We start from the raw sequence: 23,315 nt of genomic DNA on the forward strand, positions 1-23,315 counted from the left end.
TTATTCGTCTCCCCAGGTTGGTGCGTGCTCTTTGGCATACTGCACGAAGCTATTGCTGACGCCCTGCGGCACCATCGGCCACACCATGGCGTCCCGGCTGACGACGAAGTCGATAACCACGGGACGGTCATTGGTGGCCAGGGCCAGCTTGATCGCGTCATCGACCTGGTCCGCGCTGGTCACGCGGATGCCCAGGGCCCCGTACGCATCGGCCAGCTTCACAAAATCGGGCACCATTTGGGTACCGTGACCGGTGTTCAGGTCGGTGAACGAGTGCCGTCCGTCATAGAACAACGACTGCCACTGCCGCACCATGCCGAGCGACGAGTTGTTGATGATGGCAACCTTGATCGGGATGTTGTTGATCGTGCAGGTGGCGAGCTCCTGATTGGTCATCTGGAAACAGCCGTCGCCGTCGATCGACCAGACGACTCGGTCGGGGTTGGCGACCTTGGCGCCCATTGCCGCGGGCACGGAGTACCCCATGGTTCCCGCACCTCCGGAGTTGAGCCAGGAGTTTGGTCGCTCGTACTTGATGTACTGAGCGGCCCACATCTGGTGCTGGCCGACGCCGGCGGCGTAGACGGCCTCGGGGCCGGTGAGTTCACCGATGCGCTTGATCACGAACTGCGGTGCGAGCAGGCCGTCCGCGGGCTCGGTGTAACCCAGCGGGAATTCCTCCCGCAGGCCATTGAGGTAGGTCCACCAGTCAACGGTGTTCCGCTCGGTACCTGCCGCGGCCTCGACGAAGGCCACGGTCAGGTCGGCGATGACGTCCTTGGCATCGCCGACGATCGGGACGTCGGCCATACGGATCTTGGAGATCTCCGCAGGATCAACGTCGACGTGTACGATTTTCGCATTCGGCGCGAATTCGGAGATCTTGCCGGTGACCCGGTCATCGAACCGGGCACCAAGGGAGATGATCAGGTCGGCTTCCTGGAGCGACAGCACGGCCGGAACCGTGCCGTGCATGCCCGGCATGCCCAGGTGCTGCTTGTGCGAGTCGGGAAAGGCCCCGCGCGCCATGAGCGTGGTGACAACCGGAGCACCGGTGGTCTCGGCCAGCTCGAGCAGCTCCGCGGACGCGCGAGCACGGATCACGCCGCCGCCGACGTAGAGAACGGGCTTGCTCGCCGCTGCGAGCAGAGCGGCCGCAGCCTGCACCTGCTTGCCGTGAGCCTTCGTGATCGGCCGGTAGCCCGGAAGATCAAGCTTGGGTGGCCAGATGAAGGGAGCCTTGTTCTGCTGCGCGTCCTTGGTGATGTCGACGAGCACCGGTCCCGGTCGTCCCGTCGAGGCAATGTGATATGCCGCCGCGATGGCGGCCGGGATTTCCTCCGCGGTGCGGGCGAGGAAGGAGTGCTTGGTGATCGGCATCGTGATCCCCACGATGTCGGCCTCCTGAAAAGCATCCGTTCCCATCGACGTCGAGAAGACCTGGCCCGTGATGCAGAGGATCGGCACCGAGTCCATGTAGGCGTCGGCGATGGCCGTGACGAGGTTCGTCGCTCCGGGCCCGGACGTGGCGATCGCCACGCCGACCCGGCCGGTCGAGGAGGCATAGCCCTGGGCGGCGTGGCCGGCACCCTGTTCGTGGCGAACGAGGATGTGTCGGATCTTGTCCTGGGTCATGAGCTCGTCGTAGAGCGGAATCACCGCGCCACCGGGGATACCGAACACGTCGGTCACACCGAGCAGTTCGAGCGTGCGGATGATGGCCCCGGAACCGGTGAGCATCTCCGGTTCGGGAGATACTTCTGCGGCCGGAGTCGGCACGGTGGGCGATGGCACGGTGGGCGATGGCACGGGGAAGGATTCCGCGGTCATAAGAGGTCGAGTCCCTTTTTTAGTGACGGATGATGAGCCTGATTAGCCGGTGATCGCGCCTTCTGCAGCGGAGTGCACCAGTTTTGCGTACTTTGCCAGTACTCCGCGGGTATAGCGCGGGGGTAGCGGTTCCCAGCCTGTGCGGCGGGCGTCCAGCTCTGCGGAAGCGACCAGTAGGTCAAGCGTGCGAGCTGCGATATCGACCCGTATCAGATCACCATCGCGCACGAAGGCAATGGGACCTGCGTCCACTGCTTCGGGTGCTATGTGGCCGATGCACAGCCCGGTTGTGCCGCCTGAGAATCGTCCGTCCGTTAACAGTAGTACATCCTTGCCGAGCCCGGCGCCCTTGATGGCCGCGGTGATCGACAGCATCTCTCGCATGCCGGGTCCGCCCTTCGGTCCTTCGTAGCGGATGACCACCACGTCGCCCTTCTGGATGGCGCCTTCGGTGAGGGCATCCATCGCGGCACGTTCACGCTCGAACACCCGAGCCGGGCCTTCGAAGATGGACGCGTCGAATCCGGCGGTCTTGACGACCGCGCCCTCGGGAGCGAAGGAACCCTTGAGGATCGTGATGCCTCCGCTGGCGTGGATCGGGTTGTCAAGCGTGCGCAGTACTTCACCGTCGAGGGCAGGCGGGTCGATCTCGGCGAGGTTCTCGGCCACGGTCTTGCCGGTCACGGTGAGTGCGTCGCCGTGGATGAGGCCGGCCTCGAGGAGCGCCCGCATCACGGCCGGAACGCCACCCTGGCGGTCGACATCGTTCATCACGTATTTGCCGAACGGCTTGAGGTCTCCGATGTGCGGAACCTTGTCACCGATGCGGTTGAAGTCGTCGAGGGTGAGTTCGACCTCGGCCTCGCGGGCGATCGCCAGCAGGTGCAGCACCACGTTGGTGGACCCGCCGAACGCCATGGCCACGGCGATCGCGTTCTCGAACGCCTTGCGGGTGAGGATGTCGCGGGCCGTGATGCCGAGGCGCAGCATGTTGACGACAGCCTCGCCCGAGCGGTGTGCAAAGTAGTCGCGCCGACGGTCGGCCGATGCGGGTGAGGCCGAACCCGGCAGGCTCATGCCCAGAGCTTCCGCGACACTCGCCATGGTGTTGGCGGTGTACATGCCGCCACAGGCACCCTCGCCGGGAGCGAAGGCACACTCGATGCGCTTGGCGTCTTCGACGCTCATGCGGCCGGCCTTGACGGCTCCAACGGCCTCGAAGGAATCGATGATGGTGATGTCTTTTTCGGTGCCGTCGGAGAGCTTGACCCAGCCGGGCGCGATGGAACCGGCGTACAGGAAGACGCTCGCGAGGTCGAGGCGCGCGGCCGCCATCAGCATGCCCGGCAGGGACTTGTCACAGCCCGCGAGCAACACCGAGCCGTCGAGGCGTTCAGCCTGCATGACGACCTCGACCGAGTCCGCGATGACTTCACGGGATACCAGCGAGAAGTGCATGCCCTCGTGACCCATGGAAATCCCGTCGGACACGGAAATCGTGCCGAACTGGAGGGGGTAGCCTCCTCCGGAATGCACGCCTTCTTTCGCCGCCTGGGCGAGACGGTCAAGCGACAGGTTGCACGGCGTGATCTCATTCCACGAGCTGGCAATGCCGATCTGTGGTTTGTCCCAGTCGGCATCTCCCATACCGACCGCGCGAAGCATCCCACGCGAGGTGGTGGCTTCGATCCCGTCGGTAACGTCGCGGCTACGGGGCTTCAGATCGATCTCAGACATGCTCAGAGTCTAGGACAAACGCACCGGTCATCGATTCGTGCTCTCGCGCGCTTCGGCCAGCAAAGTCAGCAGCTGGGTCACTTCGGCGGGACTCCGTACGCGATACCCGGCCAGTGTCGGACCAAGGCCGATTTTCACGCCCACATCCTTATCGCTCAGGACGGCGAAGGCGTCTTCGTCGGTCACGTCATCGCCGGCGTAGATCACCCGGTCGGCACCTGTGTGTGCGCGCAGCAGTTCGACGGCCTCGCCCTTGGTGACGGAGCGTACGGAGAACTCCAGCACGTTCTTGCCGTCCCGCACCGTGAGTCCGGGGAGTTCTTCGCCCAGTTGTCGGCGTGCCTCCGACTGCGCCACCGCGGCGGCCTCAGCGGTGGCCAAGCGCGTGTGCAGGGCGATGCCGGCCGGCTTGCGCTCAACGGATGTTCCCTCCACCGAGTCGGAGATCGCGTCCAGGATCCGGCCGAGAACGCTGAGCTGCTCCAACTCTTCCGACACCAGGTTCAGTTCGATACCGGGGGTGTCCAGCTGAATTTCGATCCCGTGCGATCCCGTCAGGAGCACGCCATCCTGGGGCTGCGCGACCCGCCGCAGGCTCACCAGGGCTCGCCCGGACACGAAAGCGACGCGCACGCCCGGCAGGTCGAGCAGTCGCTGCACGGCCTCACGGGTACCGGCGATGGCCCGGGCGTCTTCCGGCTTGTCGACGTGCGGAGCGAGGGTGCCGTCGAAGTCGAGTGCGACGAGGAGTGTGTCAGCGGCAGCGACCTCGTGCACGCTCTTGCGCAGATCCACCGGAATCCCGGCTTGGACCGCGGCTCCCCCGGTCAGAGCGCGCAGGAACGACGCAGACCAGACCGCCACATCCCGTTCGAAAACCTTGCGGCGCAGCGACCGCATGCGCCGAGTGCGCTCGCGGCGGGGCATCTCGACCGCCTTCACGATCGCATCCTTCGTGCCGTCGATGTCGTGCGGGTTGATGAGGATCGCCTGCTTGAGCTCGTCCGCCGCTCCGGCGAATTCGCTGAGCACGAGCACACCATCGCCGTCGAAACGCACGGCCACGTATTCCTTGGCCACCAGATTCATGCCGTCGCGCAGAGCCGTAACGAGCATCACGTCGGCCGCGAGGAACATCGCGACCATTTCTTCGCGGGGATAACCGTGGTGGTGATAGCTGATGGCGGTGTGGCTGATCGTGGAGAAATCGCCGTTCAGGCGACCAACGGCGAGTTCGATCTCGTCGCGCAGGGCCATATACGTTCCGACGCGTTCTCTCGAGGGGCTGGCGATCTGCACGAGAGTAACGTCTTCAACGCTGAGCCGACCGTCGGCGAGGAGTTCCCCGAAAGCTTTAATTCGGTGGCCGATTCCCTTCGTGTAGTCGAGACGGTCCACCCCGAGCATGAGCGTCTTCGGATTCCCGAGATCTTCCCGAATCTGACGCGCACGAGCCTGCACTTCGGGTCGGCGGGCGATTTCTTCGTAGCCGGCCGCATCGATGGAGATCGGAAAGTGCTTCGCCACCACGCGGCGAGTCCCACCGCCGTCGGCGGGCACGTCGATGACGACCCCACGGGTCGAGTAACCGAAGAGGCGTCGCACGGCGCGAGAGAAATTGCCGGCGTCGGCGATTCGTTGGAAGCCGATAACGTCGGCACCCAGGAGCCCGTGCACGATCTGTTTGCGCCACGGCAGCTGGGCGTAGATGCCGTATGGCGGAAATGGAATGTGATTGAAAAACCCGATGACGAGGTCAGGGCGGGCATCGCGAAGCATCCGCGGCACGAGCTGGAGCTGGTAGTCATGCACCCAGACCGTCGCTCCCAACGCGGCGGCCTTCATGGCGGCGTCTGCGAAGCGGCGATTGACCGTGACGTAGGCCTCCCAGGTCTCCCGGTGGTAGCTCGGCGGCGCGATGACGTCGTGGTACAGCGGCCACAGGGTGTCGTTGGAGAATCCCTCGTAGTAGTCCTCCAGCTCCTGCTCGCTGAGCGGAACGGGTATCAGGGTGATTCCGTCGTTCTCAAATGCCTCGAATTCACGGTCCGCCACGCCCGGCCATCCCACCCAAACCCCGTGGGATGCTCTCATCAAGGGCTCAAGGGCTGTGACCAGACCCCCGGGAGATTTACGCCAGAGCGTGCTGCCGTCCGCCCCCTCATCGAAGTCAACGGGGAGACGATTGGACACGGCGACGAAGGTGAAAGCTCCGACGTTCGCAGGCTCGACCGGTGTTTCTGGTTGCGCGCGTGCGGCTGGCTGGGCGGGTTCGGCTGAGGGAGAAATGAGGCGTCCGTTCCGGGTGCACCCGTGGTGCACGCCTGTGCTGCACTCCACAGGATATCAGGATGCCGCTGAATGGCTGGTGGGGACGGTCTTTTTTAGACACCCCCGGGGGTTAATCGTCGGAGACTATGCTGACGCGAATGATACGCATTGGAATGAGCACCACCTGCGTCTACCCCCTTGCTACGGAGCACGCCTTTCGTCTCGCGAAGGAGGCCGGGTTTGATGGCATTGAGGTCATGGTCACTCGCGATGAGGGCACCCAGGACGCCGCCAGCCTGCTGCAGTTGTCCCGCCGTTATAGCCTGCCCATCCTCTCAATTCACGCCCCGGTGCTGCTGTTGACGCACTTCGTGTGGGGGCGGGATCCCCACGTCAAGCTCGAACGCTCGGCCCAACTGGCCCGCGACGTGGGAGCGTCCACTGTCGTGGTGCATCCTCCGTTCCGCTGGCAGGCGGGATACGCCGAAAACTTCCTCGACCTCGTGCGGGACATCAGCACAGAGACGGGGGTCGACATCGCCGTGGAGAACATGTTTCCGTGGTCGTTCGCCGGCAAGGGGTTCAAGGCCTATTCGCCCTCATGGGACACCACGACCATGGACTGCGACGCCGTCACCCTCGACTTCTCTCACTGCGCCCTCAGCGGATACGACAGCCTCGAGATGGCCACCGCGCTCGGCAGCCGACTGCGACACGTGCACCTCTGTGATGGCTCCGGATCGCTCGAGGACGGCAGGGTCTACGACGAGCATCTGCTTCCGGGGCAGGGGAACGAGCCCGTCGCGGAGGTGCTCACCATGCTCGCGACCGCCAGATGGACCGGGGCAATCGTGGCCGAGGTCAACACGCGCAAGGCGAAAACAGAACAAGAACGACGCGATCTGCTGCGTGAAACGCTCGCCTTCGCACGTCGCCACACGGCTCGGGTGGCGCCCGCTCCCCGGCCGACGGGGACGGGTGCGCGCCCCGACACCGAACACGAAGACGACGAGTAGCCGATCGACACTCCCGGCACCGAATGGGTCACATTCACCGACGATTGCGCAGGACGGGTACTGTTGGCGCCGGAGGCCCTCATGCGAAAGTTCATTTTCAGCAGTGCGATGATCGGCGTGATTGCCGGTGGATGGAACACTGTGCAGGCGACCCGTAATGGGCCGCGCGACTGGCGGCTCGTGATGCTCTGGCTCGGCTGGGCGCTGAGCGCCGCCGTTGCGATCGGCACCGTGATCGAAGACGCGAATAAACGGAGAATTGAGGAATGACCCGCTGATTCTCGGCGTGTCCGGCCGGGGTGAACACCGCTTGTCCTTGAGACTATGTATAGAGCAGTGTTCCGCCTGAAAGGGGCTTGAGATGTTTGGTCGTCGACGTCGTGTCGCAGCCGCAGTTGTTGTGGCCCCCGCGCCCGAGTTGAGTGACGAGCGCATCCTCGAACTCCTGCACGACAAGCTCGCGGATCTGGTGGGCGTCAACGGCTTGTGGACGCTGGTCCCCCGCCGGTCCGACGATACCGATATCATTTTTCACGGCCTCAAGTCGGAACAGATCGCGACAGACCTGGCGCTGACACTCCGTGCCGCCAAGGCCGCACCCGGCGATGAACCGTCGACCGTCGTTGTCGCAACGCCAGCCAAACGCCTGTCGAAGGCACGGGCAGCAGCCGTGGTGAGCGACGCCATCATTGAACCCACGGCCCTGTCGTGGACCCCTGGGCCGATTTCGGTCTGGGCCGAGCCCGAGCGGGCGACTGTGACCGGACCGGTCACGGTACCCTCCTCGAGAGACGCTCGATCCACAGACGCTCAGGCCAAACTCGTCGCCTGACCACCCCGTTGCCTGACCACCCCGTTGCCTGACCACCTCCTCAGGCCGAGCCCACGGTCTGGCACCTCTGACATCATGGACTGATGCCGCTCAACATCGAGGACTACGCACTCATCAGCGACTGCCACACCGCAGCGCTCGTCGGCTGCGACGGCAGCATCGATTGGCTGTGCCTGCCGCGCTACGACTCCGCATCGATGTTCGGGGCCCTGCTCGGCACAGAGAACCATGGCCGCTGGCTGCTCGCACCCAAGGATGACGATGCCACCTGCACCCGCTCCTATGTGGGTGACACGTTCATCCTGTCGACCACGTGGACGACCAGGAACGGCAGCGTCGAAGTACTGGACTTCATGCCGCACGGCGATCGGCGGGCAGACCTCGTGCGCCGCGTGCGAGGCATCACGGGGAGCGTGGAGATGCGGCAGGACCTGCGCATGCGATTCGGTTACGGCTCGACACTCCCCTGGGTGCGGCAGCTGACGAACGAGGGTGCACACGGGCTCATCGCGGTAGCCGGCCCCGACGCCGTTGTCATTCGGGGTCCACGGCTGCACGCGGAAGACCATCGGCACGTCGCCAACTTCACGGTCTCCGCCGACGAAACCGTCGATGTCCAGATGTCCTGGTATCAATCCGAACGTCCCCTCCCCTCTGCGGTGGACGTTGACGCCCAGCTGACCAGGACGAACGCATGGTGGAGTTCCTGGGCGGGCAACTGCAGCCATCAGGGGCCCTATCAAGACGAGGTGCTGCGTTCGATGCTCGTGTTGCGAGCGCTCACCCATGAAGATACGGGCGGTATCGTTGCGGCGGCAACGACCTCCCTCCCGGAAGACTTCGGCGGCTCGCGCAACTGGGATTATCGCTACGTCTGGCTCCGAGACGCATCCCTCACTCTCGAGGTATTGCTGTCGCACGGCTACGAAAGCGAAGCCGAAGATTGGCGGGCCTGGCTGCTGCGCGCGATAGCCGGCGACCCCGAAGACGTGCAGATCATGTACGGGCTCTCCGGCGAGCGCTATCTTCCCGAGCGCGAGCTCACGAGCCTGCCCGGCTATCGCGGCACCGCCCCGGTGCGCGTCGGAAACGGTGCCGTGAGCCAGTTTCAGGCCGACGTCATTGGCGAAGTCATGGTCGCCCTCCACGCTGCCCGGATCGCCGGAGTCGGTGAGACGAAATTCTCGTGGCCCCTGCAGCGCGCACTCATGCATTTTCTCGAGGAGAACTGGCACCGCGCCGATCAGGGTATCTGGGAGGTCCGTGGACCGGCACGGGAATTCACGCATTCGCGGGTGATGGTGTGGGCCGCGTTCGATCGCGCGGTTCGCGGAATCACGGAGTTCGGCCTCGACGGCCCGCTCGAGACGTGGACGGCCCTGCGCGACGAGGTGCGACAGGACATTGAGCTGCGCGGTTTCAGCACCGAGCGCAACAGCTACACGCAATCATTCGGCGGCACGGAAGTGGATGCCTCGCTCCTGATTCTCGCGCAGGTGGGCTTCTGTAAACCCACCGATGCGCGCATGCTCGGCACTGTCGCCGCGATCGAAGCAGACCTCCTGCGCGACGGGCTGCTGCTGCGCTATCGCACCGAGGCATCCGTCGACGGGCTGGCACCGGGCGAGCACCCGTTTCTTGCCTGCTCATTCTGGCTCGTCGAGCAGTACGCCCTGTCGGATCGACTGAGCGACGCGACGACGCTCATGGACAGGCTCGTGGGTTTCGTGAACGACGTGGGTCTGCTCTCCGAAGAATACGACGTGACGAACGGGCGCCAGGCCGGAAATACGCCGCAGGCCCTGTCGCATCTCGCGCTCGTGCGGGCGGCCGACGCCATCGTTGCGAGCTCCACCGTGGTCAGTGCCGCACCCAAGCGGTGAACACCTGCACGGCCGTACAGACTTCCCTACGTTATTTTGGAGGTTTTCTCCGGAAACGCCCGGCAGGCGAATCCTAGATTGAGAATCATGTCAGTACGCACACTCTCCGCCCGCGATCTCGCTCAGATCGCCATCTTCGCCGCTCTCATTGCCGCACTGGGACTGCCGGGAGCCTTGGCACTCGGCGGCGTCGCGGTTCCCCTCACCTTCCAGTCGCTCGGCGTCATGCTCGCCGGAGCCGTGCTCGGCGCCCGCAAGGCTTCTTCGCGGTACTCCTGCTGCTCGCGCTGACCGCGGCCGGTCTGCCTCTGCTGTCCGGCGGGCGCGGCGGCCTGGTCTGGTTCACCACGAGCCCCTCGGCGGGCTACCTGTACGGGTGGCTTCTGGGCGCTCTGCTGATCGGGTACCTCACCGGTCGCCTGCTGCCGAGGTACCGGCTCTGGCCGGCCCTGGGCGCGACGGCACTCGGCGGCATCCTCGTCGTCTACCTTCTCGGCATCCCCGTGACCGCCGTCAACCTTGGGCTCCCCCTCTGGGTGGCCGCCCTCGACAGCGCCAAGTTCATCCCCGGAGACATCCTCAAGGTCGTCGTCACGGTTCTCGTGGCCGGCCAAGTGCACCGCGCCTACCCCGGTCTAATCGTGCGCCGAAGCCGCCGGAGTGACTCAACGGATGCCGCGGCGGTGCCAACCACAACCACGACAGCTCCGTAGCTCGTGGGCACGATCACGTTCGACGGCGTATCGCACGCCTTCGGCGAGCGGACGGTCCTGCGGGGCATCAACCTCACCCTCACCGAACACCGCATCGGCATCGTGGGCGCCAACGGCTCGGGCAAATCTACCCTCGCCCGAATGATCAATGGGCTCGTCGTGCCGCGCGAGGGAACCGTAACCGTCGACGGGCTCGACGTGGCGCGCCGGGGCAAGGACGTGCGCCGACGGGTGGGCTTCGTGTTCACCAATCCCGACAATCAAATCGTGATGCCCACGGTGCAGGAGGATGTCGCCTTCACTCTGCGTCGCCGAGGACTCACGAGCGAGCAGATCGCCGAACGCACGGCGACGACTCTCGAACGCTTCGGGCTGACGGCTCATGCCGAGCACCCCGCGCACCGTCTCTCCGGCGGGCAGAAGCAGCTCCTCGCCCTCGCCGCCGTGCTCGTGTCGGAACCGGCGATCGTCGTGGCAGACGAGCCCACCACCCTCCTCGATGCACGCAATGCCCGGCGTATCTCCGAACTGCTCGAGACCCTGGCCCAGCAGGTCGTCATGGTGACGCACCACCTCGAGTTGCTCGAACGCTTCGACCGCGTGATCGTCATCGACGAAGGCGAAGTCGTGGCCGACGCACATCCGTCGAAGGCGCTGTCGGCCTATCGGACGCTCGTGTCGTGATCGGCCTCTACAGCCCGGGCACCTCGATCGTGCACCGCGCTCCCACGCTGCTCAAACTGCTCATGCTGTCGATTGCGGTGCTGGCCCTCAGCTCGTTCGACAGTCTGGCCCCGCTCGGTCTCGCGGCCGGTGGCGTGGTGACCCTCTTTCTGATCGCCCGGGTTCCCGTGCGTGCCGCGGCCGCGCAGGTCGTTCCCATCCTCTGGCTGCTCGTCATCGCCGTGCCGGTGCAGGGCCTCCTGGCGGGGTGGGTGGTGGCCGGGCTGATGGCCGGCCGTCTGCTGCTCGCGGTCGCCCTCGCCGCGCTCTTCACCCTCACGACCACCGTGACCGCCGTTCTCGAGGCGTTCGAGACGCTCCTCAAACCCTTCGCGCGCTGGATCGATTCCGAACGGATCGGACTCCTCGTGGCCCTGACCATCCGGTGCATCCCCCTCGTCACCGACATCGTGAAAGAGGTGCTCGAGGCCCGCAAGGCGCGCGGCACCCACGGATCCCTGCTTGCGCTCGCAGTGCCCGTCGTGGTGCGGTCCCTCTATGCCGCGGACGCCCTCGGCGAAGCACTGGCCGCGCGCGGACTCGACGACTGACCGGCGCTGTCAGCCTGCTCGAAGCCACAACGTGGGAGTGTTGGTGGAGACATCCTTCGCGTAGAAAGAATCCTGTGTCAAAAAAACTTCCCATCCTCCTGACCATCTTCGGCCTGTCACTTGCCCTCACCGCGTGCAGCGGCAGTAGCGGTACGCCCGCAGCGACAACCAGTGCCGACCCCGCGTCAGCCACGGCCAACTGCACGGATTCCGGAAAGACGTCTGACGCGATCTCCGTGACGGGCGACTTCGGCGCGGAACCCACCGTCACCTTCGACTCGCCTCTCAAGACCACCGCCACGGAGCGCACGGTCGCCATCAAGGGCGATGGCGATACCACGACGACGGTCGGCTCTGTGGTTCAGGTTTCCTTCACCGCATTCAACGGTGCGACGGGTGAGAAGATCGATTCCACCGGCTACGGAGCGGATGCCTCCCAGGTATCCCTCAGCGTCGCCGACAGCTACGTTCCCGGACTGGTTCGCGCCGTGAATTGCTCGGTCGCCGGCGACCGGGTCGTCGCCGTGATGCCGCCCTCCGATGGATTCGGTGACAAGGGATGGACCAGCCTCGGCCTCGGCGCCGAGGACTCCATGGTTTTCGTGATCGACATCAACGGCATCCAGGCCACTCAGGCAACCGGCGTCGACCAGCCCGTGGAGCCCGGACTTCCCACGGTGGCGCTCGCCGACAACGGCGAGCCGACGATCAGCATCCCCGACACGGATGCGCCGAGCGATCTGAAGATTTCCACCCTCAAGAAGGGTGACGGCGCGGTCGTCGCCGCAGGTGACACCGTGTCCGTGGAATACACCGGGGTCGTGTGGGCAACCGGAAAGACCTTCGACTCGTCATGGAATGTCGCGGGCCCGGCGGCGTTCGCCACGGACAAGGTCGTCACCGGCTTCGGAGACGCCCTCGTCGGACAGACAGTGGGCTCGCAGGTTCTGGCGGTCATTCCCCCCGCTCAGGGCTACGGCGACGCAGGCAACAGTCAGGCCGGTATCTCCGGCACCGACACCCTGGTCTTCGTCGTCGACATCCTCGGCACGGCACCCACCCCGGCGGCCTAGCCATGAGCGGGCGGCGGCACCGTATTGCCCGCGGCGCGCGCCGTACCGGAGTGTTCGGCCTCGCCGCCCTCACGCTTGTTCTCACCGGATTCTTGGTGTGGGCGAACACGCCCATGGTCGCCGAGCGCGGACCGGCGGCCGCGGTGCTGCAGAGCACGGCGGTCACGGTGACCGATACGCCGACGTCGGTCGTGATTGCGCCGACGGAAGCGGCATCCGGTGTGGGCCTCGTCTTCATTCCCGGCGCCCGCGTCGATCCCTACGCCTACCTCGCACCGCTCGCGGGAACCGTTGAGGCCAGCGGTGCCACGGTCGTGATCACCAAGCCCACGCTCAACCTTGCGTTCTTCGACCAGCGGCCCCTCAGCACATTCACCTCCGCGGCGCCGAACGTGTCGACGTGGTACGTGGGTGGCCATTCCCTTGGCGGCGTGCGCGCCTGCATGCTCGTGGACTCCCCCGATCCGAAGGTCTCCGGCCTTGTTCTCTTCGCCAGTTATTGCGCATCGAGCATCAGTGATTCCGGCGTACCCGTTCTCAGCATCTCCGGCAGCAACGACGGGCTGAGCACGCCGGCGAAAATCACCGAGACGAGCGATCTACTGCCCCTCGATACGCGGTTTGTGCAGATCGCTGGCGCCAACCATGCCAGCTTCGGAGCCTTCGGTGTACAGCCCGGCGACGGCACCGCAACCATCCCCTCCGATGCGGTGGCCCAGCAGATCACCGCCGAGCTGAACGCCTTCCTGATTGCCACTTCCTGAGCAGGCACCCAGACAGCCAGAGTGAATCCGTGACAGGGTGGAAGTTCATAGACCCATAATTAGAAAGAGGATCACCTGACATCCACGCTGGAAACCACATCTTCCGATCTCCCCGCCATGACGACTCCCGTAGCGGCGCCAACGACAATGGACGCCTACGTTGCCAGGCCGACAGGGCCCCTCGCCGCCGTCGTCACCGCGCTGCGCGCGAAGCTGGACATCGGGCTGCCGGAGACCTCCACGGAGATGTGGCACGGGCATCCCGTTTGGCTGGATGACGGAGTTCCGGTTGCGGGCTTCAAGGCCTATCCGACGTTCGTCACCGTGCTGTTCTGGCGAGGTCAGGCCATCAAGGATGATTCCGGCAAGCTCAATGCGAGCGGTTCCGCCGAGATGGCCGAATTCAAACTGCGCAGCATCGACGATCTCGATGAGGCGCTCTTTGACGGCTGGATCCAGCAGGTGAGTGAGCTCGACGCCGCCTAAACGACGGTAGGCCGTGGCCGACTCGACTGCTTCGAGCCGCCCCACGCGCAACACCCTGCACGACGAAGGGCCCGTGTCACCTCGACACGGGCCCTTCGTGCGCGGTCAGCGGCCGCGTCAGGTTCAGGCCGCCGCAGCATCATGTCTGCACGCAGAAAGGGCCCGTGTCGGAAACGACACGGGCCCTTCGCGCGGTCATCGACCGCGTGCAACTGCTAGCTGGTCAGCGAGTCGACGTAGTCCTGGTTGTCAGCAATCCACTGCGCAACAATGGGCTCGTACTCCTGGCCGTCGTAGTCAACGAACATGGCCGTCTCGAGCGAGCCGAGCTGGTCGAGGTCCATCTTGAAGTCCCCGATCCACGTCGCGGCCTGAGGGAAGTCCGACGCAAAACCGGTCTTGCCGTAGGAGTGCAGGCTCTCAACGTCTGCCAGAGTGCCCTCGGGGTCCTCAAGCGTCTTGATGTCCAGTGCGCCATAAGCCCAGTGCGGCTCCCACAGCGTCACGGCGATGTTGTCGCCGTTATCGAGGGCCGTGGTCAGCTCGGTGAGCATGGCAGCGGTCGAGGACGTAATGAAGTCCATGCCTTCGAGGCCATACGTCGGAATGACGCGCTCCGTGGTGGCCGTGGTGAGTCCGGCGCCGGGCTCGATACCCACGATACGGTTGTCGAAGAGGTCGGCGTTGGCGGCCAGCTCGGCGAGGGAATCGATCGGAGCATCGGCGTTCACGGCGACGGTGAGCATGGACTGGTCGTTCCAGGCTCCGAGGTCGACCATGTCGGCGCCATACTCGGCGAGGTAGTCCGCGTGAGTTCCGGGAGACCAGACATCCATGGTGAAGTCGTAGTCGCCCTCGGAGATGCCGAGGAAGATGGGTGCGACGGCGGCGTACTCAAGCTCGACGTTGTAGCCCTTTTCATCGAGGATGTGCTTCCACAGTTCGGAGACCGCGACGCCCTCGTCCCAACCGTTGAAAACGGCCAGGCTCAGCTTCTTCTGGTCGTCGTTTCCGCCACCGACTGTTTCGACGGCCTGCGGCTCTGCTGCGGCACAACCGGTGAGCGCAAGAAGGCTCACCGCTCCGGCTGCGAGAAATGACTTGGAACGTATCTTCATATGCTTTTTCCATTCTTGCCGTCTGAACGGCGGCAGGGTTGGCTCTTGGTGCAGGCGGTGTGTCTCTAGGCTGTGACACGCCGCCTCTGGACACGGGTGCTCTCGCACTCGTGAGTGTGTGGGTTAGGCTCGCACCGGTTCGCCGGAAGGTTCGACGGGCGCCGGTGCGGCGTGTGTTGCTGCGGGCGAACCAGACGTGCGGCTCCGGCGTGCTGCGAGGATGCGGCCGATCGGCGTGCTGCCCTTGCCGAGCGCAGCGGTCAGCCGGTCGAGGAAGATCGCCAGGATCACGACGGCCAGTCCGGCCTCGAAGCCCAACGCGATATCAATACGGTTCAGGCTCGTGATGACTTGTTGACCCAGACCGCCGGCGCCGACCATTCCGGCGATCACCACCATCGAAAGTGACAGCATGATGACCTGATTGATGCCGGCCATGATGGTGGGCATGGCGAGCGGGAGCTGGATCTGCCGCAGGATTCGGCCCGGTGAGGCGCCGAAGGCCGAGCCGGCTTCGACGACCTCAGGGTCGACCCCGCGGATCCCCAGTTCGGTCAGGCGGACGCCGGGCGCCAGGGAGAAGATGATCGTCGCCACGATTCCCGGGACCTCGCCGAGACCAAAGAGAATGAGCGCCGGAATCAGGTAGACGAATGCGGGCATCGTCTGCATGAAGTCAAGAATCGGCCGAATGATTGCCGAGGCTACCTGCGACTTGGCGGCCAGGATACCCAACGGGATGCTCACGGCCATCGCGATCAGGCTGGCGACGAGCACAAGCGCGAGCGTGTCCATGGCGTTTTCCCACTGGCCCACTCCCACGATCAACAGGAGCCCGATGATGGTGCCGGCGAAGAACTTCCAGCCGCGCGTGATCAGGGCAAGCCCTGCCGCGAGGGCGAGGATCACATAGAACGGTGGGGACACCAGCACAAGATCGACAAATTCAAAGGCTCCGGCGAAAATGAAGCGGATGAAGTCGAATATGAACCCTAGGTGCTCGGTGAGAAAATCAACGAAGACCTCGACCAGGTCGCCGAGGGGAAGTCGGAACTCGTTCACGCTTCGGCTCCTTCCAGCGCGGTGTCGCGCAGGGTTTCGGTGATCACGCTGACGGAAATAGTGGCGGGAGGCTCAATCACGGGCTGTTCGCCCGTGGTCGTGGAGACGTTTCCGAGCGCCGCGAGCAGCGTGACCCGGGGAATGACACCCAGAAGGCGGTTCTTCGCATCGACCACAGCCATCGGCAGATCACTCTCGACGGAGGGCTCGACGAGGTCGACGAGTGGGCTGTCCGGTGCGACGGCTGTCGCATCGTCACGGATGATCGCCCTCAGGTCGGTATCGCCGGCCTTCACCTGGGTGAGAACGTCACGGTCACGAACGATCCCGGCGAAGGTACGGTCTCGGTTCACCACGAAGGTGACGGATGTCTGCAGGTCGCGCATCGTGCGCAGAGCCGCACGTGGGCCGGCGTTTATCGTGACGACCGAACGAACGGGTTCCATCACGCTCGCGGCGGTCAGCACTCGGGCCCGGTCGACGTCCTGCACGAACTGGGCGACATAGTCGTTGGCGGGGTCGGTGAGGATTTCCTCCGGGGTCCCGATCTGCACGATTCGACCGTCGCGCATCACGGCGATGCGATCACCGAGGAACATGGCCTCGTTGAGGTCGTGGGTGATGAAGATGATCGTCTTGCCGAGGGCTGCCTGCAGCTCGATGAGCTGCTCCTGCATTTCACGGCGAATGAGCGGGTCAAGGGCGCTGAACGCCTCGTCCATGAGGAGCACGTCGGTGTCGGCCGCGAGAGCACGGCCGAGGCCGACCCGCTGCTGCATTCCACCGGAAAGCTCCGCAGGCAGGCTGTCTGCCCAGCCGGCCAGGCCGACGAGGTCAATGATCGTTTGGGCTTTGGCGAGGCGCTCGGTCCGGGGCATTCCCTGAATCTCGAGGCCGTAGGCCACGTTGTCGATCACCGTGCGGTGCGGCAGCAGCGCGAAGTGCTGGAAGACCATGGAGACGCTCGTGCGGCGAACCTCGCGGAGCTCCGCAGCGGAGATGCCGGTGATGTCGGTGTCCCCCACAGTGACGGAGCCGGAGGTGGCATCCCACAGGCCGTTGAGCATGCGGATGAGGGTCGACTTGCCGGAACCCGACAGTCCCATCACGACGAAGATCTCGCCACGTTTCACCTCAAAGGATGCGTCGATGACGGCGGCGGTACCCAGGTGCGCAACCTCGGCGCGGCTTTTACCGGCCACAAGCTGCTTCACGATCTCGTGCGGACGGCGTCCGAACGCTTTGTACAGGTGCTCTGCCTTCACGGCAATAGTTGCGGTCAATGTTCTCCGGTGTACGCCGAACTCGACCAGGGGTCGATGCATCGGGTACTCGCTCATGTCGAACGGGTGGACCGTGACCTGCCCACCCGTTCCCCAGGCGTGGGCCGGACCGATCATGGGATCGTGTCCGTCAGGGCCGCACCATACGTGCAGGCGATTTCATCCCGGATGTCGGTGATGCCCCATGCCTGCGCGCGCTCTGGTGAAGGTTCTAAGACCGTCTTCTACGCTAGCACACGGCATTTTGGTGTACCGAAAAGACGAGTGCCGCCGGGGACGAATCCTCCCGGCGGCACCCGTAGTCACCCGCTACGCGGCGATTACGCGCCGATCGTGGCCGGCTTGCGCGTCTCGGCGAGAACAGCGGCGTCGGCGTCGACGGGGGTCTGAAAACCGTGGTGAGCCACCATCGTGGTCTCATCGAACGGGTCCTGCTTGGAGAGCACCCGGTCCACCCGCGCACGGTCGATCTCGCGGGTCCAGGTTCCGATCAGTACGGTGGCCACGGCATTACCCGTGAAGTTGGTGAGCGCACGGGCCTCGGACATGAACCGGTCGATGCCCACGATAAAGCCGACGCCGCCCACGAGTTCGGGGGCGTGGGACTGCAGCCCGGCCGCGAGGGTGGCCAGTCCAGCGCCGGAAACGCCGGCCGCACCCTTCGACGCGATGATCATGAAGACCAGCAGTCCCACCTGCTCGCCGAGGTTCATCGACTTGCCCATGGCGTTGGAGATGAAGATGGACGCCATGGTGAGGTAGATCGCTGTGCCGTCGAGGTTGAACGAGTAGCCGACCGGCACGGTGACGCCCACGACGGGCTTCGATACGCCGAGGTGCTCCATCTTGGCGATGAGGCGCGGCAGCGCGGCCTCAGACGACGAGGTCGAGACGATGAGCAGGTACTCGCGGCCGAGGTAGCGCATCAGCTTGAAGATGTTCACACCGGTGACGATCTTCAGGAGACCGCCCAGAATGACCACAATAAAGACCACGCAGGTGGCGTAGAACGCACCCATCAGGGTGAACAGGCTCACGATGGCCTGAATACCCGTGGAACCGACCACAGCGGCGATCGCGCCGAACGCGCCGATCGGGGCGAGCCACATGATCATGATGAGGATGCGGAAGACCAACGCCTGAACGTGGGCGATTCCCCGCAGGATCGGCACACCGGCCGGGCCCATCCGCTGCAGGGCGAAGCCGGCGATGAGTGCCACGAGCAGGGTCTGCAGGATGCTGCCCGAGGTGAGCGAGGAGACCAGCGTCGTCGGGATGATGCTCATCAGGAAGTTGGAGCTCTCCGCGGCCGCCGGCGGAACGTAGTTCGCATCGGACAGGTCGAGGCCCGTTCCCGGGTGCACCATGTTGCCGACGACGAGGCCAATTCCGAGGGCGAAGGTGGACATGATCACGAAGTAGCCGAGGGCAAGGCCACCGACCTTGCCCACCGTGGCCGCCTTGGCGATCGACCCGATGCCCAGGATGATCGTGCAGAAGATGACCGGGGCGATCATCATCTTGATGAGGTTGACGAAGGCGTCACCCATCGGCTTGAGCTTCACTGCGAAGCCGTCGGGGCCGCCCCACACCAGCCCGACGACGATGCCGAGCAGAACGGCCACGATGACGGCCATGTAGAGGTAGTGCGAGCGATCAATGCGTTTGCGCGGTTTCGCTGCGCGGGGGGATGACGACGACGCCATGTCAGACTCCTTTGTCCTGGTTTCGCTCCGGGCCCGGCTGGGGTCCGTGCTGGTCCTGATTGGGTCTCACACTGGTCGACACCACGCTGTTCGTCGCGCTTGCGGTCATACTGTTCACAGGCCTGTTTCTGGTTCAACACGCGAAAGGCACCAACTGTGAACGGCGAATGGAGCATTGCCCGCCGGCTCCTGGTGGCTCACGCGCTGTCCGTCTTCGTGCTCACGACCTTCATCGGCACCGCACTTTTCGTCGATGCCCGCGATCAGAGCTTCGAGGAAACCGAGGCGCGGATGTTGTCGGTCGCCACGACGATAGCCGATAGTCCGCTCACGCTCAGCGCCGCTTCCTCGACTGATCCCACCGCGGTGCTGCAGCCCTACGCCCTCGATGTCACCCATGACGCCGGCCTCGACTTCATCACGATCATGGCCCCCGACCGCACGCGGTGGACACACCCGAACCCGGCGGAACTCGGTGCCGACTATATCGGCGCGATCGAACCCGCCCTGGGCGGGAAGGCCTTCACCGAAATCAGCACGGGAACGCTCGGGCCATCGGTTCGTGCGGTGGTCCCTGTGGTCGACGGGGGCGGTTCCGTCGTGGCGCTCGTGGCCGCGGGAGTCACCACGAGCAATGTGACCATTGCCCTGAACGCGCGGCTGCCGGCGCTGCTCGCCCTGGCGCTCGCCCTGCTCGTGGCGGGATCCCTCATGTCCGCCTTGCTCGGCCGATACCTGCAACGGGTAACCCTCGGCTGGGGTCCCGAACATCTCGCACAGCTTTTCGTCTACTACGATTCCGTGCTGCATTCGGTGCGTGAGGGCCTCGTCCTCGTAGCTCCCGGCGGACGACTCGTTCTCTACAACGACCAGGCCGCACGCCTGCTCGGCATCGCCCCGAGGGAACAGCCGGGGCACGGCCTGGCACCGACGCTCGACGAACTGAACCTGCCCGAGAGCTTGGGCGAGCTGTTCGGCAGCGGCCGATCGGCCCATGATGAGGTGTTCCTCACCCAGACGCGTGTGCTCGTGGTCAGCCAGGAGCCGGCCATGACCTCACCGACCTCGGCGCGGAACAAGGCCACCGTCATTGGGCACGTGGCCACGATTCGAGACCACACCGACCTGCAAACCCTCGGCAGCGAGCTGCAGTCGATGCGCACCCTGTCCGACGCCCTCCGGGCTCAGACGCACGAGCACTCCAACCGGTTGCATACAATCGTGTCGCTCATGGAATTGGGCCGCACCGACCAGGCGCTCGCCTATGCCACAGCAGATCTCGAGCTCAGTCAACGGCTCACCGATGAGATGGTCAACTCCGTCGACGAACCCGTGATCAGCGCCCTCATCATGGGAAAGTCGGCCCAGGCCAATGAACTGGGCATCCTGCTCACGGTCACCGCATCGGGCACTATCGCCGATTCCGGGCTGTCGGTGCAGGATCTGGTGACCGTGCTCGGCAACCTGATCGACAACGCCCTCGACGCTGCGGCATCCGCTCCCGCGCCGCGCTCCGTGCACGTCACGGTCAGCCGCACGATCGAGGCGGTGGTGATCGAGGTGGCCGACAGCGGGCCGGGGGTCAACGCAGATGCCGTTGAGCAGGTTGAGCGGCTCGGCTACAGCACCAAGGAGCATGCCGGATACGGTCGAGGACTCGGCCTCGCGCTCGTGCGACAGGCCGTCATCCGCCTCGGTGGCACGCTGCAGATCGGTCGCCGCGATGGCGCGGTCTTCACGGTGACCATCCCCACCGCGCTGGCTACGGTCACGGAACGCGTGCCCGCATGACGCGGGACATTCGCGTGCTCGTGGTCGACGATGAGCCCCTCACGGCGGAGGCGCACGCCGCGTACGTGGGCCGAATCGACGGGTTCGTTCTCGTGGGGAGCGCAGGAACCGGCCAGACGGCACTGCGCATGCTCACGGCGGCGGCCCGGGCCGGCACCCCGATCGACCTCGTGCTGATGGACATGAACCTGCCCGACGTGCACGGGCTCGACGTCAGCCGTCGCATCCGCTCGGCCGGGTTGGCGACCGACATCATTGCGATCACCGCCGTGCGGGAGCTGCAGGCGGTGCGGGGCGCGATCGCTGCGGGAGTCGTGCAGTACCTGATCAAGCCCTTCACGTATGCGACCTTCGCGAAGAAGCTCGTCAGCTATCGGGACTTCCGCCGACAGCTCGGGTCGACCTCGAATATGACGACGCAGTCCGACCTCGACCAGGCCTTCGCGAGCCTGCGCTCCCCCACCGACGTGCCGCGGCCCAAAGGCCTCGCCGACGACACCCTGCACAGCGTGACCGAGTTTCTGCAGCAGGAGCGCTCGCCCCTGTCGGCGACCGAGGTCGCCGAGCTCCTGGGCATGTCGCGCGTCACCGCCCGACGCTACCTCGAGTTTCTCGCCGACACCGGCGCAGTGGTGCGGGCTCCCCGCTTCGGCACGCCCGGCCGTCCCGAAAACGAATACTCGTGGCGCCGCGGCTGAGCGCACGGTTTCGGTCGGCGTGAGGGCAAAAAAAATCCGCATGTCCGAAGACATGCGGAATTTTTGTGGATGGTGCCCCCCGGACTTGAACCGGGAACCCACTGTGCTAGATTCTATTTTTTCTTGACGTCCCGCTGAGTTCTAAAAGCAACTTTCACCAGCTATTTAGATGTCAGTCCCTCATCGATTCTGGCACCAACGTCCCGGTGAGTCACTGCTTTGATAGTGGAATTCGCGTGACCATTACGTGAGTGGTCACTGCTTACCAGTGACTTGGGGGTCTCGCACAGGCGGGGTGTAACTGCGGTCAGGGGCGCAAAAAAAGCTGCCCCCGCTTCGTCAGGAATGATCCTCAGAGCGGTGGCGGCTTTCAGTGCGGGTCAGTAGGTCTTGATTTCGGCCATCGATCGCTCTGGGGTGGCGCCTCTCAGCACCCAGCTCTCCAGAGCGTCGTGCGCCGCCTCCACACCCAAGATCTGGTGCCGCTTGCAATCAACGTAGTTTTCGCCCCCTGGATCGTCGCCGGCGTCCCGTCGCCGCCCTGCTCGCCTAAGATCCACATGTTGTCCGAGCCGTCTGTACTGAGCTCGACTGAGTACCCAAGTGCCGGCGTCCCAAAAAGCTGCATCCATCGACCACTATTCCGGTCACCGATCACAGCAAACGGAAAATTTGCGCCGGCATCAACGACTCCGATCAGATCATGCAGAAAACCGACCGACCAGGCTGTCTGCAGACCTGTCGAATGATGGGCGTCCCACCACAACTCAGCTTCACGCTCCTCCGGCATCGCATCGAGGAGCTCGGCGACATCCTGATCGAAAGCGAGGTCGAGCAGAGCGAGCGGGTCGGCAGTCGGAGAGAGCGTCATAACCGGTTCATGCGCGGCATTGCCACCATCATTGGGCTCGCCAAAGCAGACCCCCGACCATCCCCATGCTCAGTGTCAGTTCTTGAGGTAGTCGAGACTTTTATCATTCATACCGAGACTGCTTTTCGAATCAGCAGCTAGTTCTGCCTGCCCGTAGAGCACCCTCCTCACGGAAGGTACCCCTGCCTCACCCGCCGAACCGCTTGTCACCGCGATCTCGGCAACTGACGGCACTCCCATCCACAGCGTCGTGTGACAGTTCAGGTCGGACCTTTGCCACGCACTTCGGACAATCCGGCTCCCAAGTTCGTTGAAAGTCATGCAGTCGTCTTGAACAGACGTGACCCGAACGCGGTCCTCAGCCTGTCGCAGTTGACGTGCCTTGGCGGGATTTCCTAACGCGACAGGGCAAACGGGACAAGTTCGTTCAGACGGTGTGCGCGGCCCCGTCTTTACGGGGCATTCCCGCAGGAGGTCCCGCTTGCGGGCGGGCTCGCGGAGATTTCGTGTGAGGGGTTGTTCCGGGCCAGGGTCCGGACGCTTCATCGGCGCCTTGCCGGAGTCGTCGCCCGTCACGGTGAATAGTCGTTTGCAAGTGTTGGTGACCGGGTTCTGAGTCAGCGTCGTCTCCAGCCAGCTTGACGCTTTCCGGCCCTGACAAACGACCTCGCGTAGGCTGGCATCGTTTTCCCCCGAGCAAACCGTGGCCGCATCATCGCTTCAGTAGGAGAAGAGGTGAAACCAGACCCAGTAAGCGGCCAGCAGGACGGAAAGCCCAAGTGCGGCGATCAGTCGAAGCCAGATCGGACGAAGCCATGGCGTGAGCGCCAAGGCCGCGAACATAAGAAGCCCGGCGCCAAGCGCCATATACACGGCGTCCGGTGCGGTCGAAGAAGCAAATCCACGA

At 64.7% G+C, this 23,315-nt stretch carries 22 protein-coding genes; 13 read left to right on the forward strand and 9 right to left on the reverse strand.

The window, feature by feature from the left end; genetic code table 11:
- The 3 genes from JF66_RS05955 to JF66_RS05965 are packed head-to-tail and all read right to left on the reverse strand — an operon-like array spanning position 1 to position 5,760.
- On the reverse strand, positions 1-1,830 hold the full coding sequence (locus JF66_RS05955; protein ID WP_035876259.1) for an acetolactate synthase large subunit: 1,830 nt from the start codon (positions 1,828-1,830) through the stop codon (positions 1-3).
- 42 nt (positions 1,831-1,872) lie between these two features.
- Positions 1,873-3,567 carry a dihydroxy-acid dehydratase gene (gene ilvD / locus JF66_RS05960; RefSeq protein WP_035876260.1) on the reverse strand — a complete coding sequence of 565 codons (1,695 nt, stop codon included), beginning with the start codon at positions 3,565-3,567 and terminating at the stop codon, positions 1,873-1,875.
- Between the two features lie 27 nt (positions 3,568-3,594).
- Positions 3,595-5,760: a bifunctional alpha,alpha-trehalose-phosphate synthase (UDP-forming)/trehalose-phosphatase gene (locus JF66_RS05965; RefSeq protein ID WP_035876277.1), complete on the reverse strand. Its 2,166-nt coding sequence runs from the start codon at positions 5,758-5,760 to the stop codon at positions 3,595-3,597.
- Between the two features lie 236 nt (positions 5,761-5,996).
- On the opposite strand from JF66_RS05965, the gene JF66_RS05970 reads away from it, so the two are divergent.
- The 11 genes from JF66_RS05970 (at position 5,997) to JF66_RS06015 (ending at position 13,879) form a co-directional block, all read left to right on the forward strand.
- Positions 5,997-6,854 carry a sugar phosphate isomerase/epimerase gene (locus JF66_RS05970; protein ID WP_051973178.1) on the forward strand — a complete coding sequence of 286 codons (858 nt, stop codon included), beginning with the start codon at positions 5,997-5,999 and terminating at the stop codon, positions 6,852-6,854.
- Positions 6,855-6,935: 81 nt separating this feature from the next.
- The gene (locus JF66_RS05975; protein ID WP_035876279.1) at positions 6,936-7,124 is read left to right on the forward strand and encodes a hypothetical protein; all 189 of its coding nucleotides are present in this window, start codon (positions 6,936-6,938) and stop codon (positions 7,122-7,124) included.
- Between the two features lie 91 nt (positions 7,125-7,215).
- Complete coding sequence (locus JF66_RS05980) at positions 7,216-7,686, forward strand: hypothetical protein (protein WP_035876261.1); 471 nt, start codon at positions 7,216-7,218, stop codon at positions 7,684-7,686.
- 83 nt (positions 7,687-7,769) lie between these two features.
- Positions 7,770-9,569 (forward strand): glycoside hydrolase family 15 protein, encoded by a 1,800-nt coding sequence (locus tag JF66_RS05985; protein WP_035876262.1) that lies wholly within the window; start codon positions 7,770-7,772, stop codon positions 9,567-9,569.
- Positions 9,570-9,656: 87 nt separating this feature from the next.
- Complete coding sequence (locus JF66_RS24185) at positions 9,657-9,860, forward strand: hypothetical protein (protein WP_231556313.1); 204 nt, start codon at positions 9,657-9,659, stop codon at positions 9,858-9,860.
- Between the two features lie 20 nt (positions 9,861-9,880).
- On the forward strand, positions 9,881-10,282 hold the full coding sequence (locus JF66_RS24190) for a biotin transporter BioY (RefSeq protein WP_231556315.1): 402 nt from the start codon (positions 9,881-9,883) through the stop codon (positions 10,280-10,282).
- Between the two features lie 3 nt (positions 10,283-10,285).
- Positions 10,286-10,966 (forward strand): energy-coupling factor ABC transporter ATP-binding protein, encoded by a 681-nt coding sequence (locus JF66_RS05995; protein WP_035876263.1) that lies wholly within the window; start codon positions 10,286-10,288, stop codon positions 10,964-10,966.
- Entirely contained in the window at positions 10,963-11,556 is a 594-nt protein-coding gene (locus tag JF66_RS06000) for a CbiQ family ECF transporter T component (protein ID WP_035876264.1), read from the forward strand. Before JF66_RS05995 ends, JF66_RS06000 begins: the two co-directional genes overlap by 4 nt.
- Before the next feature lie 74 nt (positions 11,557-11,630).
- Complete coding sequence (locus JF66_RS06005; protein ID WP_051973179.1) at positions 11,631-12,629, forward strand: FKBP-type peptidyl-prolyl cis-trans isomerase; 999 nt, start codon at positions 11,631-11,633, stop codon at positions 12,627-12,629.
- 2 nt (positions 12,630-12,631) lie between these two features.
- Positions 12,632-13,393, forward strand: coding sequence for an alpha/beta hydrolase (locus JF66_RS06010; RefSeq protein WP_035876265.1), 762 nt, complete (start codon positions 12,632-12,634; stop codon positions 13,391-13,393).
- A gap of 117 nt (positions 13,394-13,510) precedes the next feature.
- On the forward strand, positions 13,511-13,879 hold the full coding sequence (locus tag JF66_RS06015) for a DUF1801 domain-containing protein (protein ID WP_081882181.1): 369 nt from the start codon (positions 13,511-13,513) through the stop codon (positions 13,877-13,879).
- 215 nt (positions 13,880-14,094) lie between these two features.
- Here JF66_RS06015 and JF66_RS06020 read toward each other — a convergent pair whose 3' ends face one another.
- From JF66_RS06020 to JF66_RS06035, 4 genes are all read right to left on the reverse strand, one after another.
- Positions 14,095-14,997: a glycine betaine ABC transporter substrate-binding protein gene (locus JF66_RS06020; protein WP_035876267.1), complete on the reverse strand. Its 903-nt coding sequence runs from the start codon at positions 14,995-14,997 to the stop codon at positions 14,095-14,097.
- A 123-nt stretch (positions 14,998-15,120) separates the two neighbouring features.
- The gene (locus tag JF66_RS06025) at positions 15,121-16,059 is read right to left on the reverse strand and encodes a proline/glycine betaine ABC transporter permease (RefSeq protein ID WP_035876268.1); all 939 of its coding nucleotides are present in this window, start codon (positions 16,057-16,059) and stop codon (positions 15,121-15,123) included.
- Complete coding sequence (locus JF66_RS06030; RefSeq protein WP_051973181.1) at positions 16,056-17,384, reverse strand: glycine betaine/L-proline ABC transporter ATP-binding protein; 1,329 nt, start codon at positions 17,382-17,384, stop codon at positions 16,056-16,058. Before JF66_RS06030 ends, JF66_RS06025 begins: the two co-directional genes overlap by 4 nt.
- 278 nt (positions 17,385-17,662) lie before the next feature.
- Positions 17,663-19,048 (reverse strand): cation:dicarboxylate symporter family transporter, encoded by a 1,386-nt coding sequence (locus tag JF66_RS06035; protein WP_035876269.1) that lies wholly within the window; start codon positions 19,046-19,048, stop codon positions 17,663-17,665.
- Between the two features lie 156 nt (positions 19,049-19,204).
- On the opposite strand from JF66_RS06035, the gene JF66_RS06040 reads away from it, so the two are divergent.
- On the forward strand, positions 19,205-20,839 hold the full coding sequence (locus JF66_RS06040; RefSeq protein WP_035876270.1) for a sensor histidine kinase: 1,635 nt from the start codon (positions 19,205-19,207) through the stop codon (positions 20,837-20,839).
- The gene (locus JF66_RS06045) at positions 20,836-21,537 is read left to right on the forward strand and encodes a response regulator (protein WP_035876271.1); all 702 of its coding nucleotides are present in this window, start codon (positions 20,836-20,838) and stop codon (positions 21,535-21,537) included. Before JF66_RS06040 ends, JF66_RS06045 begins: the two co-directional genes overlap by 4 nt.
- Positions 21,538-21,964: 427 nt before the next feature.
- On the opposite strand, the gene JF66_RS06050 is transcribed toward JF66_RS06045, so the two are convergent.
- Positions 21,965-22,408, reverse strand: coding sequence for a hypothetical protein (locus tag JF66_RS06050; protein WP_035876272.1), 444 nt, complete (start codon positions 22,406-22,408; stop codon positions 21,965-21,967).
- 720 nt (positions 22,409-23,128) lie between these two features.
- On the reverse strand, positions 23,129-23,315 hold a 187-nt coding region (locus JF66_RS23500; RefSeq protein ID WP_197059336.1), incomplete at its 5' end, for a hypothetical protein.

The sequence above is a fragment of the Cryobacterium sp. MLB-32 genome, assembly GCF_000738085.1.
Lineage (GTDB): Bacteria > Actinomycetota > Actinomycetes > Actinomycetales > Microbacteriaceae > Cryobacterium.

Excerpts from the sequence above, each read along its gene's own strand:
- JF66_RS05985 (WP_035876262.1), top strand. The coding sequence starts at position 7,770 with ATGCCGCTCAACATCGAGGACTACGCACTCATCAGCGACTGCCACACC.
- JF66_RS06020 (WP_035876267.1), bottom strand. The coding sequence starts at position 14,997 with ATGAAGATACGTTCCAAGTCATTTCTCGCAGCCGGAGCGGTGAGCCTT.
- JF66_RS05955 (WP_035876259.1), bottom strand. The coding sequence starts at position 1,830 with ATGACCGCGGAATCCTTCCCCGTGCCATCGCCCACCGTGCCATCGCCC.
- JF66_RS05975 (WP_035876279.1), top strand. The coding sequence starts at position 6,936 with ATGCGAAAGTTCATTTTCAGCAGTGCGATGATCGGCGTGATTGCCGGT.
- JF66_RS06015 (WP_081882181.1), top strand. The coding sequence starts at position 13,511 with ATGACGACTCCCGTAGCGGCGCCAACGACAATGGACGCCTACGTTGCC.
- JF66_RS06035 (WP_035876269.1), bottom strand. The coding sequence starts at position 19,048 with ATGGCGTCGTCGTCATCCCCCCGCGCAGCGAAACCGCGCAAACGCATT.
- ilvD (WP_035876260.1), bottom strand. The coding sequence starts at position 3,567 with ATGTCTGAGATCGATCTGAAGCCCCGTAGCCGCGACGTTACCGACGGG.
- JF66_RS06050 (WP_035876272.1), bottom strand. The coding sequence starts at position 22,408 with ATGACGCTCTCTCCGACTGCCGACCCGCTCGCTCTGCTCGACCTCGCT.
- JF66_RS05980 (WP_035876261.1), top strand. The coding sequence starts at position 7,216 with ATGTTTGGTCGTCGACGTCGTGTCGCAGCCGCAGTTGTTGTGGCCCCC.
- JF66_RS06045 (WP_035876271.1), top strand. The coding sequence starts at position 20,836 with ATGACGCGGGACATTCGCGTGCTCGTGGTCGACGATGAGCCCCTCACG.
- JF66_RS06030 (WP_051973181.1), bottom strand. The coding sequence starts at position 17,384 with ATGCATCGACCCCTGGTCGAGTTCGGCGTACACCGGAGAACATTGACC.
- JF66_RS05970 (WP_051973178.1), top strand. The coding sequence starts at position 5,997 with ATGATACGCATTGGAATGAGCACCACCTGCGTCTACCCCCTTGCTACG.
- JF66_RS24185 (WP_231556313.1), top strand. The coding sequence starts at position 9,657 with ATGTCAGTACGCACACTCTCCGCCCGCGATCTCGCTCAGATCGCCATC.
- JF66_RS06010 (WP_035876265.1), top strand. The coding sequence starts at position 12,632 with ATGAGCGGGCGGCGGCACCGTATTGCCCGCGGCGCGCGCCGTACCGGA.